The organism is Kerstersia gyiorum, from assembly GCF_004216755.1.
In the GTDB taxonomy this organism is placed as follows: Bacteria; Pseudomonadota; Gammaproteobacteria; order Burkholderiales; family Burkholderiaceae_B; genus Kerstersia; species Kerstersia gyiorum.
Window position 1 is genome coordinate 396588 of sequence record NZ_SGWZ01000001.1, and the last position, 14189, is coordinate 410776.

Annotated in this window: 16 protein-coding genes and 1 pseudogene; 2 read left to right on the forward strand and 15 right to left on the reverse strand. The window is 63.3% G+C overall.

What is annotated here, in order from left to right; translation table 11 throughout:
• Positions 1 to 31 precede the first annotated feature (31 nt).
• Complete coding sequence (gene mscL, locus EV679_RS01735) at positions 32 to 490, forward strand: large conductance mechanosensitive channel protein MscL (protein WP_068373194.1); 459 nt, start codon at positions 32 to 34, stop codon at positions 488 to 490.
• Positions 491 to 862: 372 nt separating this feature from the next.
• Here the strand turns inward: mscL and EV679_RS01740 are convergent, their stop codons facing one another.
• Positions 863 to 1639 carry a Nif3-like dinuclear metal center hexameric protein gene (locus tag EV679_RS01740; RefSeq protein ID WP_130486396.1) on the reverse strand — a complete coding sequence of 259 codons (777 nt, stop codon included), beginning with the start codon at positions 1637 to 1639 and terminating at the stop codon, positions 863 to 865.
• A gap of 22 nt (positions 1640 to 1661) precedes the next feature.
• Here EV679_RS01740 and EV679_RS01745 point away from each other — a divergent pair, with 22 nt between their 5' ends.
• Positions 1662 to 2804 carry a trypsin-like peptidase domain-containing protein gene (locus EV679_RS01745; protein WP_068373416.1) on the forward strand — a complete coding sequence of 381 codons (1143 nt, stop codon included), beginning with the start codon at positions 1662 to 1664 and terminating at the stop codon, positions 2802 to 2804.
• A gap of 53 nt (positions 2805 to 2857) precedes the next feature.
• On the opposite strand, the gene EV679_RS01750 is transcribed toward EV679_RS01745, so the two are convergent.
• The 14 genes and pseudogenes from EV679_RS01750 to murA form a co-directional block, all read right to left on the reverse strand.
• Positions 2858 to 3274, reverse strand: a complete 417-nt coding sequence (locus EV679_RS01750; RefSeq protein ID WP_130486397.1) for a helix-turn-helix domain-containing protein — start codon at positions 3272 to 3274, stop codon at positions 2858 to 2860.
• Between the two features lie 517 nt (positions 3275 to 3791).
• Complete coding sequence (gene tatC / locus EV679_RS01755; RefSeq protein ID WP_068373185.1) at positions 3792 to 4553, reverse strand: twin-arginine translocase subunit TatC; 762 nt, start codon at positions 4551 to 4553, stop codon at positions 3792 to 3794.
• Between the two features lie 565 nt (positions 4554 to 5118).
• Positions 5119 to 5365: pseudogene (gene tatB / locus EV679_RS17790) on the reverse strand (Sec-independent protein translocase protein TatB); the annotation flags it as partial.
• A 57-nt stretch (positions 5366 to 5422) separates the two neighbouring features.
• On the reverse strand, positions 5423 to 5659 hold the full coding sequence (gene tatA / locus EV679_RS01765; protein WP_068373179.1) for a Sec-independent protein translocase subunit TatA: 237 nt from the start codon (positions 5657 to 5659) through the stop codon (positions 5423 to 5425).
• A gap of 97 nt (positions 5660 to 5756) precedes the next feature.
• Positions 5757 to 6098, reverse strand: coding sequence for a phosphoribosyl-ATP diphosphatase (locus tag EV679_RS01770; protein ID WP_068373176.1), 342 nt, complete (start codon positions 6096 to 6098; stop codon positions 5757 to 5759).
• Positions 6095 to 6505 (reverse strand): phosphoribosyl-AMP cyclohydrolase, encoded by a 411-nt coding sequence (gene hisI / locus EV679_RS01775; protein ID WP_068373173.1) that lies wholly within the window; start codon positions 6503 to 6505, stop codon positions 6095 to 6097. The genes EV679_RS01770 and hisI overlap by 4 nt, the downstream gene beginning before the upstream one ends.
• Positions 6502 to 7320 carry an imidazole glycerol phosphate synthase subunit HisF gene (gene hisF, locus EV679_RS01780; RefSeq protein ID WP_068373170.1) on the reverse strand — a complete coding sequence of 273 codons (819 nt, stop codon included), beginning with the start codon at positions 7318 to 7320 and terminating at the stop codon, positions 6502 to 6504. Before hisF ends, hisI begins: the two co-directional genes overlap by 4 nt.
• Positions 7317 to 8057 (reverse strand): 1-(5-phosphoribosyl)-5-[(5-phosphoribosylamino)methylideneamino]imidazole-4-carboxamide isomerase, encoded by a 741-nt coding sequence (gene hisA / locus EV679_RS01785; RefSeq protein ID WP_068373167.1) that lies wholly within the window; start codon positions 8055 to 8057, stop codon positions 7317 to 7319. Before hisA ends, hisF begins: the two co-directional genes overlap by 4 nt.
• Before the next feature lie 57 nt (positions 8058 to 8114).
• Positions 8115 to 8780 (reverse strand): imidazole glycerol phosphate synthase subunit HisH, encoded by a 666-nt coding sequence (hisH, locus tag EV679_RS01790; RefSeq protein ID WP_068373164.1) that lies wholly within the window; start codon positions 8778 to 8780, stop codon positions 8115 to 8117.
• Positions 8781 to 8841: 61 nt separating this feature from the next.
• On the reverse strand, positions 8842 to 9429 hold the full coding sequence (hisB, locus tag EV679_RS01795) for an imidazoleglycerol-phosphate dehydratase HisB (RefSeq protein ID WP_068373162.1): 588 nt from the start codon (positions 9427 to 9429) through the stop codon (positions 8842 to 8844).
• Between the two features lie 28 nt (positions 9430 to 9457).
• On the reverse strand, positions 9458 to 10768 hold the full coding sequence (hisD, locus tag EV679_RS01800; RefSeq protein WP_068373414.1) for a histidinol dehydrogenase: 1311 nt from the start codon (positions 10766 to 10768) through the stop codon (positions 9458 to 9460).
• An 89-nt stretch (positions 10769 to 10857) separates the two neighbouring features.
• Positions 10858 to 11940, reverse strand: a complete 1083-nt coding sequence (locus tag EV679_RS01805; RefSeq protein WP_238591414.1) for a fatty acid desaturase — start codon at positions 11938 to 11940, stop codon at positions 10858 to 10860.
• 297 nt (positions 11941 to 12237) lie between these two features.
• Entirely contained in the window at positions 12238 to 12921 is a 684-nt protein-coding gene (gene hisG / locus EV679_RS01810) for an ATP phosphoribosyltransferase (protein ID WP_068373159.1), read from the reverse strand.
• Positions 12918 to 14189, reverse strand: a complete 1272-nt coding sequence (gene murA / locus EV679_RS01815) for a UDP-N-acetylglucosamine 1-carboxyvinyltransferase (protein WP_130486400.1) — start codon at positions 14187 to 14189, stop codon at positions 12918 to 12920. The genes hisG and murA overlap by 4 nt, the downstream gene beginning before the upstream one ends.

Sequence of the window (14189 nt, forward strand, 5' to 3'; positions counted from 1 at the left end):
CCCGTCCCGGGCGATACTGCGAGGAATTTTTATGAGTCAAAAGACTGGTATTTTGCAAGAGTTTCGCGAATTTGCCCTGAAGGGCAGCGTCGTGGACCTGGCGGTCGGTGTGATTATCGGCGGCGCATTCGGCAAGATCGTCGATTCCTTGGTGAAAGACGTGATCATGCCGCTGGTGAATTTCATCCTGGGCGGTTCGGTGGATTTCACCAACAAGTTCCTGCTGCTGTCCGCCCCTGACGGTTACACCGGGCCGATGACCTACGCCGACCTGACGGCGGCCGGTGCTGTGGTGCTGGCGTGGGGGAACTTCCTCACGATCCTGATCAACTTCATCCTGCTGGCCTTCGTGATTTTCTGGATGGTCAAGGCCATCAACCGCGTGCGCCGCACCGCCGAAGCCAAGGAAGAGGCAGTGGCGGAAGAACCCGCACCTACGCCGGATGATGTTGTGCTGCTGCGCGAGATCCGCGACCTGCTGAAGAAGTAAGTTCGCCTGACGTTGTCGCTTCTGGTGGCGACATCCCTGAAACAGCGCCGCGTCTGAACAGCCCCTCGAAAGTTGGATTACATCCAACTTTCGAGGGGCTGTTCATGTTGCGGGTCCTGTCTATGCGTGCCTAGGGAGGGCGAGCTGGATGTGGCGGTTCAGCACAGATAATGCTTTGACCACGTGCCTAAGCGCAAGCCCCGGACTTCAGGCCGGGGTCGAGCGAGGCAATATCCATACGGCGCCGCAGGCGCCCCTATATCGTGGTGGAGAAGCTTCGGCCTTTAGGCCGAAGTTCTTCACAGGGTTTAGGCCATTCGGAGAGCAAGGGCCAGAGCGAGGCTAATGTCCTGGTCAAGAGTGAAATCGCATTCAGGCCGGGTTGGGTAAATCAATGAATTCCACCTGAATACCGAATTTTCCGGCGATGGCCTGTCCCAGTGCCTGGACGCCATAGCGTTCCGTGGCATGATGGCCGGCGCTGATGAAGGTTGCGCCATTTTCGGCGGCGATGTGGGCGCTGGGTTCCGATATTTCACCGGTAATGAAGGTGCGCGCGCCGGCTTCCAGCGCTGCTTCGAAGAAACCTTGTGCGCCGCCTGTGCACCAAGCAATCCGGCCGGGCGCCTGCTTGCGGTCGCCGGCGATCACCGGCGGGCGTTGCAGCCGCTCGGCGATGCGGGCTTCCAGCGCCGCGATGGTGTCGATGCCGGGTGCCTGGCCCAGCCAGATCAGGTTGTCAGGCCCACAGGTCTGGGGCGCGCCATCGGTGTGACGGTCAGGCTCCAGGCCAAGGATGTGAGCCAGTTGCGCGTTATTGCCCAGTACCGGGTGCGCGTCCAGCGGCAGGTGGTAGGCCAGCAGATTGAGGTCATATTCGATCGCCAGCGCAATGCGGCGTTTTTTCATGCCCCTGATGCGCGCATCCTCATTGCGCCAGAACCAGCCATGGTGCACCAGCACGCCATCGGCTCCACGTTCCACGGCTGCGCGCAGCAGGGCTTCGGAGGCGGTCACGCCGCTGACCAGGCGACGAATGACCGGGCGGCCTTCTACTTGCAGCCCATTGGGGCAATAATCCTTGAATCGTGCGCTTTCCAGTGTCTGGTCCAGCCACTGCAGCAAATCCTGTGTTTGAATCTGATTCATCGTTTGTGATTCCTAAATGTCCATGCGTCGTCTTTGGCTGATTTTCTCGCAAACTGTCGTTTTCTGCCTGGCAGTCCTGTTCGTCCTGTCCATTCTCAAGCCGGAGTGGCTGCGGCCAGGCGGCGAATCGGCCGCGTCGCAGGAAGGGCGGGGGGCGCCGGTCTCCTTCGCCCATGCCGTTGAGCGTGCAGCGCCTGCGGTCGTGAATATCTACACCACCCAGCGCGTGAACGTGCCCTTGATTCCGCTGCCTGACGACCCCGTGTTGCGCGAGCTGTTCGGCATGATGCCCGGACTCAGCGAAGAACAGGAGCGCAACAGCCTGGGGTCCGGCGTGATGGCCAGCAAGGACGGCTATGTACTGACCAATCATCACGTCGTGCGCGCTGCGGATTCGATAGAGGTTGCCTTGCACGATGGCCGCCGCTTCAAGGCCCGGCTGATAGGCGCAGACCCGGAAACCGACTTGGCCGTGCTCAAGATAGATGGCAAGAACCTGCCGTATTTCGAGTCCATTCAGCGGCAGCCGCTGGAGGTTGGGGAGATTGTGCTGGCTATCGGCAACCCGTTCGGCTTTGGGCAAACGACCACGATGGGGATTGTTTCCGCCGTGGGGCGTACCGGCCTGGGCATCAATACCTATGAGAATTTCATCCAGACGGATGCGGCCATCAACCCGGGCAATTCTGGTGGCGCATTGGTCGATTCCAATGGGGTGCTGGTGGGTATCAACACTGCCATTTATTCCAAAACGGGCGGTTCGCTGGGGATAGGTTTCACGATTCCCATCAGCAGCGCCTTGTCCATCATGCAGGAGATCATTCAGCATGGCATCGTGCGGCGCGGCTGGATGGGTCTGGAAACGCAAGACATGACCGCAGACCTGGCGCGGGCCTTCGGCATGGACAAGCAGGAAGGCGTCATCGTCGCAGCGGTCTTGCGCGACGGGCCGGCTCATCGTGCCGGCATGCAGGTGGGCGACATACTACTGAGCCTGGACGACAAGCCGGTGGTGCGGACCACGGAGGTGCTCAACCGGATCGCGCAATTGCCGCCGGGCACCAAAGTTGTCTGGGAACTGCTGCGCAACGGCAAACGCATCCGGCTCTCGGTAGAAATCGGCACCCGGCCCGTGGCGCCCGATGCCGTGGCGCCGGTGGAGTGAACCGGGGCGGCCCCAGGTCGCAGCCGCTAGGGGTTGCGCTTGTGTGCCCCTTATCATTCCTCTTGACCCTGACAGCCGTGCCTGGCCGCCCGTTGGATGCATTCCGGACCAGGCTCTTCCCGGCAGGCGTCTGCAGCCAGCTGGTGCAGACGTTGCCAGATGTACTGCTGGCGGGCTTGCGGCAAGGGATGCAGCAAAGTCATGATGCGCAAGACGTCGCCATGCAGGATGGGGTGGCCTGGTGCGGCAGGGTGGCAGGCCGTGGCGATATCTCCGTCCAGCAGCCAGGGCACGCTGGTATCCAGTGCCGCGGCGATTCTCTTCAGGGTCGCCAGTTTCGGCGCATAGCCGTCGAGATACAGCATGCGATGAATGGACGACTGGGAGACGCCGCATAGGCGTGCCAACTGGCTTTGGCTGCGTATGCCGCGCCTGCGCATCATGCTGGTCAGGCGTTGTGGAAAGCTCATGCGGCGGATTCGGCATTATCTGAGAATAGGATCTATTTAAATTAGCATACTGTTGAGTAGATAGGGGTGCTGGATTTGTCCCTGTGCCGATAGGCGCCGGTTGCGCTATGGCGGGAATCACCTGGGCAGCGGGGCATGCCATGGACGCTTGCCCGCATGGCGCAGGCGCACCAGCGTGTGGATAAGTCCAGGGATAAGCCTGTGTACAAGCTTGTGTCTATGTTGTGAAAAGGCTTTGGGTAAGCTGTGGAAATCCATTGGATAACCTTGCTCCGGCTCCCGGCTGCGAGGCTGCCAGGTCGGGCAATCGGTGCACGCCTGGCCGGAGGGTCTATGCGCCAGCCTGGCCACGGCGGGCAGGCAACCGGCGCGCCGTGGCGGCCAGTAGCGCCAGGGCGGCCAGCAGGCTGCTGCCCAGTGCGCCGCCATCGTTGGTGATGGTGTTGTAGAGTATGTTATTGCGGATAAATAGGCAGCGAAGAGCCGGTGCCGTTGGCCATGGCGCCAGGGAGCGGCGTCAGGGCATCAGTTCGCCGTTGTCTTCCTTGGTGGGCTTGGTAATGAAGCGCCCGAGCAACAGGCCGACTTCATAGAGCAGGCACAGTGGCACGGCCAGCATGAACTGGCTGACGACATCCGGCGGGGTGACGACCGCGGCGATGATGAAGGCGCCGACAATGACGTAGCCTCGCGCCTGCTTGAGCTTGTCGAGCGTGGTCAGGCCTGTGCGCAACAGCAGCACGACTGCGACCGGTACTTCGAAAGTAATGCCGAATGCCAGGAACATGGTCATGACGAAGCCGACATAGGCTTCGATATCAGGCGCAGGCGTGATGGACTGCGGAGCGAACGAGGCGATGAACTGGAATACCGTCTTGAAGACGACGAAATAGCAGAACGCCATGCCGGACAGGAAGAGCAGCGTGCTGGAGATGATCAGCGGCAGGGCCAGGCGTTTTTCATGGCGATACAGCCCGGGCGCGACAAAGGCCCAGGCCTGGTAGAGCACCACGGGCAGTGCGATGACCAGGGCCAGCAGCATGGTGACCTTGACCGGCACCATGAAGGGCGTGATGACGCCGGTGGCGATCATGCGCGTGCCCTGGGGCAGTGCGTCGAGCATGGGTTGCGCCAGGATGTCATAGATCGCGGACGCACCCGGCCAGATGAACAGGACCAGGAAGCAGGCCAGGACGGCAGCCCCTGCCTTCATCAGGCGTGAACGCAGTTCGACCAAATGCGATATGAAGCTATCTTGCTGCAATTGTTCTTCTGTCACGACGCGTTACCGGGGGGAGATGAGGGGGGCGTGGCAGAGGAAGAAGCCGGTTTGGCTTCGGACGACGGTGCGGCGGCATCCTGAGACGCTTGCGCTGCGTTTACCGGGGCCGCGGCGGGCGTCGCAGCAGGCAGGGAGGCAACCGCAGCGGCTGCAACGGCAGGGGAGGATGGTGCCACCGCTGGTGCTGGTGTGGCGGCTACCGTGTCCGCAATGACTGGCGCGGCAGCCGCAGGCGGCGCAACATCGGTTGCAGGTGCAGGTGCAGGTGCAGGTGCAGGTGCAGGTGCCTGGGCCTCCGCCTGGACGGGGGGGGACGTCGGAGCCTGGGCCGGCGTCGCTGCCGGGACAGCAGCCGGCACCGCGATGGAGGCGACCGGGTTGCCGGAAGCCGGGGCGGCTGCCTCAGCGCCAGGCGTGCCATTTTCCGCCGTGGCGGCCGGCGCGGCCGGACCTTGCAGTGCGGTGTCGGGCGAGGATGGGGAATCCTGCTTCGGCATGGCCGTGGCGTTGCTGGCCAGTTTCGACACTTCATCCTGGAACTGGTCCAGCGGCTGGCGGATGCTGCTTTCCGCCTCGCGCAGCGAGGTTTTCAGGCTGCTGGCGGCTTCATCCATATGAGCTTTGAATTTCTTCAGCTCATCGAGCTCCATTTCGCGCTGGATGTCCGATTTGACGTCGCTGACATAGCGCTGGGCGCGGCCGAGCAGATGGCCGACGGTACGGGCCACCCGGGGCAACCGTTCCGGGCCGATCACGACCAGCGCCACGGCACCGATGACCAGCAGTTCTGTGAAACTGATATCGAACATTGAACGTCAGGCGATAGAGGTTGTCAGGCGTTGCCAGGAATAGCGAGCAAACCGCGTTTATTTGTCGCCAGTCTTTTCGCGTGCCTGGACGTCGATGGTTTCACCCTGGCTGACACGCGGGGTCGGGGCGTCGATCTTCTCGTCGCTTTCCGAGGAGGCTTCCTTCATGCCGTCCTTGAAGCCCTTGACGGCGCCACCAAGATCCTGGCCGATGTTACGCAGCTTCTTGGTGCCGAACACCAAAGCGACGATCAGCAGGACGATCAACCAATGCCAGATACTGAAGCTACCCATGTGGATTCTCCGTGCGGGTCAGATGGATGGGCACGCTAGGCGTCGCCCATGTATTGCGAGTTCGAAGGCCACCATTCTACCCAACTGGATGACAGCATTATGACTCAAGGGGCCGGCTGGCCTTTTCTTCCAGGCCGGAGAGGCCTTCGCGGCGCGCCAGCTCCGCAAGTACGTCTTCCGGACGCTTGCCATAATATGTTAGCGCTACCAGGCTGTGATACCAAAGGTCTGCGGTTTCGTAGACCAGTTTTTCGGCGTCATTGTCCTTGGCGGCCATGACGACTTCCGTGGCTTCTTCGCCGATTTTCTTCAGGAAAGCATCCGGGCCCTTGTGGAGCAGCTTGGCAGTGTAGGAGCTGGCCGGGTCGCCACCGTGGGCGGGCAAGCGGCTTTCCAGGGTGTCTGCCAGGCGGCGCAGGATTTCGGATGCGTTGTTCATGAGTGATAGATGTCGTCGGGGTTTTTCAGTACGGGGTCGGTCGTGACCCAGCGTGCCTGATCGTCCTGGCCTTCCAGGCGTTGGTAGAAGCAGCTTTCCCTGCCGGTGTGGCAGGCGATGCCACCATGCTGTTCCACCTGCAGCAGGATGACGTCGTTGTCGCAATCCAGCCGGATTTCCCGCACATGCTGGGTATGGCCGGAAGATTCTCCCTTGCGCCACAGCTTGTTGCGCGAACGAGACCAGTATACGGCGACCCCGGTCGCGACGGTTTCGCTCAGGGACGCCTGGTTCATCCAGGCGAACATCAGGATACGGCCAGTGGCGGCATCCTGGGCGATGGCAGGGATCAGGCCTTGCTCGTCGAAGGCCACCTGGGCCAGCCAGGCGGGTAATTGCGTGCTCATGGGCGTGCCTCCAGGCGGACAGGGATGCCGCGTTCGGCCAGGTAGGCCTTGGCTTCGCCGACGGTATGCTGGCCATAGTGGAAAATGCTGGCGGCAAGCACGGCGCTGGCGCCGCCTTCGGTGAGGCCATCGGCCAGATCCTGCAGGCCACCCACGCCGCCGGATGCGATGACGGGGACCGGCACAGCATCGGAGACGGCGCGGGTCAGGGCCAGGTCGAAGCCGGAACGGGTGCCGTCGCGGTCCATGCTGGTCAGCAGGATTTCACCGGCGCCGTAGCTTGCCATCCGACGCGCCCATTCGACGACATCCAGGCCGGTGGCCTTGCGGCCGCCATGGCTGTAAACCTCCCAGCGCGGCGTGCCATCCGCCGCATCCGGTGCGCGCCGGGCATCTATGGCCACGACGATGCATTGCGAGCCGTGGTAATCGGCGGCATCGCGTACCAGTTCGGGGTTGGTGATGGCGGCGCTGTTGATCGACACCTTGTCGGCGCCGGCATTGAGCAGGCGCTGGATATCGGCAACCACGCGCACGCCGCCGCCAACCGTCAGCGGGATAAAGACCTGCGATGCGACCTGCTCGATGATGGGCAGGATCAGGTCGCGGCCGTCGCTGGTGGCGGTGATGTCGAGGAAGGTCAGTTCGTCAGCGCCTTGGGCGTCATAGCGGCGGGCGATTTCGACGGGGTCGCCGGCATCGACCAGGTTGACGAAGTTGACCCCCTTGACCACGCGCCCGGCGGTGACATCCAGGCAGGGGATGATGCGGCGCGTCAGGCCGCTGGCGGCGCTGGAGGAGGTGTCCGCGCTCATGGCTGAAGTTCGTCGGCCAGGTCCTGGGCGGCGGCGAAGTCCAGGGTGCCTTCATAGATGCTGCGGCCCAGGATCACGCCGGAGACGCCTTCCTGCTCGACGGCGCACAGCGCTTCGATGTCGGTCAGGTCGGTGACGCCGCCGGAGGCGATGACGGGGATGCGCACGCTGTTGGCCAGGCGTACCGTGGCTTCGATGTTCACGCCGGAGAGCATGCCATCGCGGCCGATATCGGTATAGATGATGGCTTCGCAGCCATAATCCTCGAATTTGCGTGCAAGATCGACGACGTTCTGGCCAGTAAGCTTGCTCCAGCCGTCAGTGGCAACCTTGCCGTCCTTGGCGTCCAGGCCGACGATCACGCTGCCCGGGAAGGCGCTGCAGGCGTCTTGCAGGAAGCCGGGATTCTTGACGGCGGCCGTACCGATGATGACGTAGCGGATACCGAAGTCCAGGTAACGCTCGATGGTGTCCAGGTCGCGGATGCCACCACCGATTTGCACCGGAATCTCGTCGCCGACGGCCTTGACGATGGCGCGGATGGAGGCTTCGTTGCGCGGTTTGCCCGCGACTGCCCCGTTCAGGTCGACCAGATGCAGGCGGCGTGCGCCCTGATCCAGCCAGTGCTGTGCCTGGGCGGCGGGTTCCGTGGAGAAGACGGTGGCGTCATCGAGATCGCCTTGGCGCAAGCGGACGCATTGGCCGTCTTTGAGGTCGATGGCGGGGATCAGCAGCATGATGTCAGAAGTAATGTAGGGAAGTGGGCAGGGCGCGAGCGCTGCGCCCGTCTTGGTTCAAGGTTTCCAGTCTACAAAATTGCGGTAAAGACGCAAGCCCGGTGCCGCGCTTTTTTCTGGATGGAACTGCACTGCGAACAGATTCTCACGGGCGACGGCGCAGGTAAAGCGCAGGCCGTATTCGCTGCTGCCCGCGATCAGCGCGGCGTCAGCGGGTACTGCGTAATAACTATGGACGAAATAGAATGCGGTCTGGTCGGCAATGCCCGCCCAGAGCGGGTGCGGGCGCTCCTGGCGCACCGGGTTCCAGCCCATGTGCGGGACTTTCAGGGCATCGTGCGCCTGGGGTGCGCGGGGCTGGCCGTCCAGCGGCGCGGCAAAGCCGGCGCCCTGGAAGCGGCGCACCTTGCCGGGCAGCAGACCCAGGCCGGGCGTGTTGCCTTCTTCGCTGTGCTCGAACAGCATTTGCTCGCCCACGCAGACACCCAGCAGCGGCTTGTTGCGTGCCGCGCGCAGGACGGCATCCAGCAGGCCGGATTGTTCCAGTGTGCGCATACAGTCGGGCATGGCACCCTGGCCGGGAAAGACGATGCGGTCGGCGGCGTCGATGGCAGCGGCCTGGTTGCATATCTGGATATCCGCGTCCGGCGCGGCATGGCGCAAGGCACGGGCGACGGAATGGAAATTGCCCATGCCGTAATCAACGATGGCGATCGTATTCACGAGTCAGTTGGCCGGTTGAGAGTGGAATGTACTGACGCCGCCAAGCGCGGCGCCATATTTTTTACAGGACGCCCTTGGTCGAGGGAATCACGCCTGCGCTGCGTTCATCGGCTTCCAGGGCCATGCGCAGCGCGCGGCCACAGGCCTTGAAAACGGTTTCGCACTGGTGGTGGGCGTTTTCGCCGCGCAGATTGTCTATGTGCAGGGTAATGCCGGCATGGTTGACCAGGCCCTGGAAGAACTCGCGCGCAAGGTCGACGTCGAAATTGCCGATGCGGGCGCGGGTATAGGGCACATGGTAGAACAGCCCCGGGCGCCCGGAGAAGTCGACCACGACGCGCGACAGGGCTTCGTCCAGCGGGACATAGGCATGGCCGTAGCGGCGTATGCCTTTCTTGTCGCCGACGGCTTGTGCGAAGGCCTGGCCCAGCGTGATGCCGACGTCTTCCACGGTGTGGTGGTCGTCGATATGCAGGTCGCCGTCGGCCTTGATGTCAAGGTCGATCAGGCCATGGCGGACGATCTGGTCCAGCATGTGGTCGAAGAAAGGAACCCCGGTATCGAGATTGCCCTTGCCGGTGCCATCGAGGTTGACGGCCACGCGGATGCGGGTTTCGTTGGTGTTGCGGGTAATTTCGGCGGTACGCATGGCACTCGTGCTGGACAAAAGCAGGAAATCAGGAAGAACTGGAGCCGGGCTCCAGGCGGTAGCGGGCGCTGCCTGCATGGGCGGGCAGGCCTTCGCCGTCGGCCAGGCTGGCAGCCAGCGGCCCCAGGGTCTGGGCACCGGCATGGGAAACCTGGATGATGCTGGAGCGCTTCTGGAAGTCGTAGACACCCAGCGGCGACGAGAACCGGGCCGTGCGCGAGGTGGGCAGTACGTGGTTCGGGCCGGCGCAGTAGTCGCCCAGCGATTCGGAGCTGTAGCGGCCCAGGAACATGGCGCCGGCATGGCGGATGCGGTCAGCCCAGAATTCGGGATTTTCGGTAGAAATTTCCAGGTGCTCGGCGGCGATGTCATTGGCGATCGCACAGGCCTGTTCCAGGTCCTGCACGAGGATCAGCGCACCACGGCCGGAAAGACTCTTGCGGATGATCTCGGCGCGCGGCATGGTGGGCAGCAGGCGCTCGATGGCGGCGGCGACTTCATCCAGGTAGGCGGCGCTGGGGCACAGCAGGATGGCTTGCGCCAGTTCGTCATGCTCGGCTTGCGAGAACAGGTCCATGGCGATCCAGTCCGCAGGCGTGGTGCCGTCGCAGATGATCAGGATCTCGCTGGGGCCGGCGATCATGTCGATGCCCACGGTGCCGAAGACCCGGCGCTTGGCGGCGGCGACATAGGCGTTGCCTGGTCCGGTGATCTTGTCCACGGGTGCGATGGCGGCGGTACCGTAGGCCAGCGCGGCGACAGCTTGGGCGCCGCCGATGGCCCAGACGCGGTCGACATCGGCGATGGCTGCCGCAGCCAGGACCAGCGGGTTGCGCTGGCCGTCTGGCGTGGGCGTGACGATGACGAGGTCCGGCACGCCGGCAACCTTGGCCGGAATGGCGTTCATCAGAACCGATGACGGGTAGGCGGCCTTGCCGCCCGGTACGTACAGGCCGACGCGGTCCAGCGGCGTGATCTTCTGGCCCAGGCGGGTGCCATCGGTCTCGGTGTAGGACCAGCTCTCGCCGCGCTGCTTCTCGTGGTAGACCCGGATGCGCTCGGCGGCGGCTTCCAGCGCAGCGCGCTGGTCGGGCGGCAGGCTGTCGCGTGCGGCGATCAGGTCGGCACGCGGGATTTCCAGTTCGGCAACGCTGTCTGCGGCGACGCGATCGAAACGGCGGGTATATTCCAGCAGGGCGGCATCACCGCGCAGGCGCACGTCTTCCAGGATGTCCCGGGTCGTGTTTTCGATGGCAGCATCCTGGGAGGCTTCGAAAGCAAGCAGCGTGCGCAGGCGGCTCCGGAAGTCCGGAGAGCGGTAGTCTAGGCGATTGATCACGGTATCGGACACAGCAGTTGGTGAACATCAACCGCTAGAGTATAAGCCGCAGCGGCAGGCGCTGCGGCGCTTGGGAGCAAGTTGGGCGTTTATTTTGCGTCAAAGGCAGGTTGTGGCGCGCCCTTGAAGTCCAGCCAGCGTTTGTTGGCGTAGTCGTACAGCTTGCAGTGGCGTGCGCACTTGAAGTACCAGCGCCAGGAGAAGTACTGGATGACAATGCGGCCGGGCAGCATCTCTTCCAGGCGCTTCTGGGCTTCGGGCAGGCGGTACAGCGGGATGCTCATGTCCACGTGGTGCGCGGTATGGACCATGATGTTATGCAGCAGGCGCCGGCCGAAATACTTGAAGGTCAGGTGGACGGTGGTGGAAACGAAGGGCTGCGAGGCGGCCCATTCTTCCTTGTTTTCGTACCACTCGATTTCCGGATGGGTGTGCTGGATGTAAATCACCATGCCGATCATGCCGTTCCAGAAGATGAACGGGACGACAAAGCCGGCGAACAGCGTGAGCCACACGGATTGCTGGGTGGCGATGGCGGCCCAGACCAGCGCGCCGATCCATAGGGCGGCGGCCACGGTGACGAGAATGCCGTCCAGGATGAAGACGCGCCGGCGCGTCGGCATTTCCTTCCTGCTGGGGAAATACATGCGGCGCCACCAGGTTTCCACCAGGTAGTAGAGCCACGGGCACCAGCCGCTGCGGTACAGGCGTTCGAGGATGCGCTGGCCGCGGCTCATGGCCTTGTATTCCTCGACTGTCTTGGGGCACCAGACGAAGTCGAAACCCTTGAGGTTGGAATAGCCGTGGTGCACCACGTTATGGCCGACGTCCCACAGGCTGTAGGGGGTCAGCGACGGCAGGAACAGCAGGCGTCCCAGCCAGCGGTTCAGGCGACGGTGGTCAGTGAAGGATTGGTGGCAGGCGTCGTGCCCCAGGATGAACAGGCGGCCGATGATGAAACCGGTCACCATGCCCATCACGATCTTCATGATGGGGTTTTCGAACCACACCGTGGAGGCGATCGCCAGGCCGTAGATGAGGAATTCGAAAACAGTAAGAAGTAGCGCAAACGCGGTGGAGCGCTTGGCGAAGGGGGTCGTCCAGCTACGGATGATCTTGCGGTGCGGGAGCGGTTCGTCGGGTGCCAGGGGCGTCGTATTTGTTGCGGTCACAGGCTGCTTGCAGAAAAAAAAGAAACAGGCAGAAGACCTGGTATGCGCGATGGCGCCGCGCCGATACTGGGCGCGCCTGTCTCCTGGACGAATGCCGGCCATGTGGCACATGGCACGCAAGGCCATGTGACAGGAGAAGATAACAGTCGTAAATGACCGTTACATGTCAACCCGAGGCGGCCGGCAACGGGCCCCATTGTACGCTGTACGGTTGTTTCCTGTCGAAAAGCTGAAAGCTGGGATGGTATTCCACGCCTGCTCGTCCCGTTGGACGGGGGCGGTAGGCGTGGATGGGGTTCAGGCCGGCAGGCTGGCGTGCGCGAAGGCATCCAGCAGGGGTTGCAGCCGGGCGCCCCGGGTTTTGAGCGAGGCGCGGTTGACGATCAGGCGCGAGGATATCGGCATGACGTCTTCTACTGCAACCAGGTTGTTGGCACGCAGCGTGCCGCCGGTGGATACCAGGTCGACGATGGCGTCGGCCAGGCCGACCAGCGGCGCGAGTTCCATCGAGCCGTAGAGTTTGATGATGTCCACGTGCATGCCCTTGGCGGCAAAGTGCTCACGGGCGGCCTGGACATACTTGGTGGCCACGCGCAGGCGGGCGCCAGGGTGGATGGCCGCTGCGTAGTCGAAATCCTGGCGGACGGCCACGCAGAGCTTGCAGCGCGCGATGTTCAGGTCGATGGGCTGGTACAGGCCGCCGCCTTCATCATGGGCGCTGTGCTCGTACAGCACGTCCTTGCCGGCGATGCCGAAATCGGCCGCGCCATATTGGACATAGGTCGGGACATCGGACGCACGCACGATCAGCAGCCGCAGGGCGGGATCGCTGGTGGGCAGGATGAGCTTGCGGGATTTTTCGGGGTCTTCCGTGACTTCCACGCCGGCGGCCGCCAGCAGGGGCAGGGTTTCCTCGAAAATGCGTCCTTTGGACAGGGCCAGTGTCAGGGTCTCGGTGGACGGGTTGGCTGCCTGGGTCATGCTGCTTCCTTGCTGCTGAGGCGCTGGATATTGGCGCCCAGCATACTGAGTTTTCTTTCCATTTTCTCGTAGCCGCGATCCAGGTGGTAGATGCGGTCGATGATGGTTTCGCCTTCGGCGGCCAGGCCGGCGATGACCAGTCCGGCCGAGGCGCGCAGGTCGGTGGCCATGACATTGGCGCCCGAGAGGCGTTCGACGCCGTGCACCACGGCGGTATGGCCGTCGATGTCGATGTTGGCACCCAGGCGGCACAACTCCTGCACGTGCATGTAGCGGTTTTCGAAGATGGTCTCAACGATGACGGCCGTGCCGTTGGCAACCGTATTGAGCGCCATGATCTGCGCCTGCATGTCGGTTGCGAAGCCGGGATATTCCAGGGTGCGCACGCTGACGGCAGTGGGGCGCCGCTCCATGCGGGCACGGATCCAGTCGGTGCCGGTTTCCAGCGCCAGGCCGGCTTCGGTCAGTTTGTCCAGTGTGGCGCCCATGGCGTCGGCGGCCGTGCCGCGCAGCATGACATCGCCACCGGTGGCGGCGACGGCGCACAGGAAGCTGCCGGCCTCGATGCGGTCCGGGGAAATGCTGTGGGTGGCGCCATGCAGTTTTTCCACGCCGTCGATGACGATGCGGTCGGTGCCGTGGCCGCTGATGCGGGCGCCCATTTTGATGAGCAGCTCGGCGAGATCCACGATTTCAGGTTCGCGTGCGGCATTTTCCAGAATGGTGCGGCCTTCGGCCAGCACGGCCGCCATCAGCAGGTTCTCGGTGCCAGTGACCGTCACCATGTCGGTGCGGACCGTAGTGCCCTTCAGGCGCGAGGCGCGGGCGACCACGAAACCTTTTTCGATGCTGATGTCTGCGCCCAGCGCGGCCAGCCCCTTGATGTGCTGGTCCACTGGCCGCTGGCCGATGGCGCAGCCGCCGGGCAGGCTGACACGGGCTTCGCCGAAGCGCGTCAGCAGCGGGCCCAGCACCAGGATGGAGGCGCGCATGGTCTTGACCAGTTCATAGGGCGCTTCCAGGCTGGTGATTTCACCGGCGTTCAGGGTGACGGTACTGGAGGCTGGATCGTGCGTGGTGCGCACGCCCAGGCGGTTGAGCAGCTTCAGCGTGGTGCTGATGTCATTGAGCGCCGGCACATTGTGCAGCGTGAGGGTATCTGCCGTCAGCAGACTGGCGCAGAGAATGGGCAGCGCGGCGTTCTTCGCGCCGGAAATCGTGATTTCGCCCTGCAGCCGGGTACCGCCTGTGATTCGGAGTTTGTCCAT

Bases quoted from the DNA above. Each gene is read 5' to 3' on its own strand.
- hisG (WP_068373159.1), bottom strand. From the start codon at position 12,921: ATGACCCAGGCAGCCAACCCGTCCACCGAGACCCTGACACTGGCCCTG.
- murA (WP_130486400.1), bottom strand. From the start codon at position 14,189: ATGGACAAACTCCGAATCACAGGCGGTACCCGGCTGCAGGGCGAAATC.
- hisB (WP_068373162.1), bottom strand. From the start codon at position 9,429: ATGCGTACCGCCGAAATTACCCGCAACACCAACGAAACCCGCATCCGC.
- EV679_RS01745 (WP_068373416.1), top strand. From the start codon at position 1,662: ATGCGTCGTCTTTGGCTGATTTTCTCGCAAACTGTCGTTTTCTGCCTG.
- mscL (WP_068373194.1), top strand. From the start codon at position 32: ATGAGTCAAAAGACTGGTATTTTGCAAGAGTTTCGCGAATTTGCCCTG.
- EV679_RS01740 (WP_130486396.1), bottom strand. From the start codon at position 1,639: ATGAATCAGATTCAAACACAGGATTTGCTGCAGTGGCTGGACCAGACA.
- hisI (WP_068373173.1), bottom strand. From the start codon at position 6,505: ATGAGCACGCAATTACCCGCCTGGCTGGCCCAGGTGGCCTTCGACGAG.
- hisF (WP_068373170.1), bottom strand. From the start codon at position 7,320: ATGAGCGCGGACACCTCCTCCAGCGCCGCCAGCGGCCTGACGCGCCGC.
- hisA (WP_068373167.1), bottom strand. From the start codon at position 8,057: ATGCTGCTGATCCCCGCCATCGACCTCAAAGACGGCCAATGCGTCCGC.
- EV679_RS01770 (WP_068373176.1), bottom strand. From the start codon at position 6,098: ATGAACAACGCATCCGAAATCCTGCGCCGCCTGGCAGACACCCTGGAA.
- tatA (WP_068373179.1), bottom strand. From the start codon at position 5,659: ATGGGTAGCTTCAGTATCTGGCATTGGTTGATCGTCCTGCTGATCGTC.
- EV679_RS01750 (WP_130486397.1), bottom strand. From the start codon at position 3,274: ATGAGCTTTCCACAACGCCTGACCAGCATGATGCGCAGGCGCGGCATA.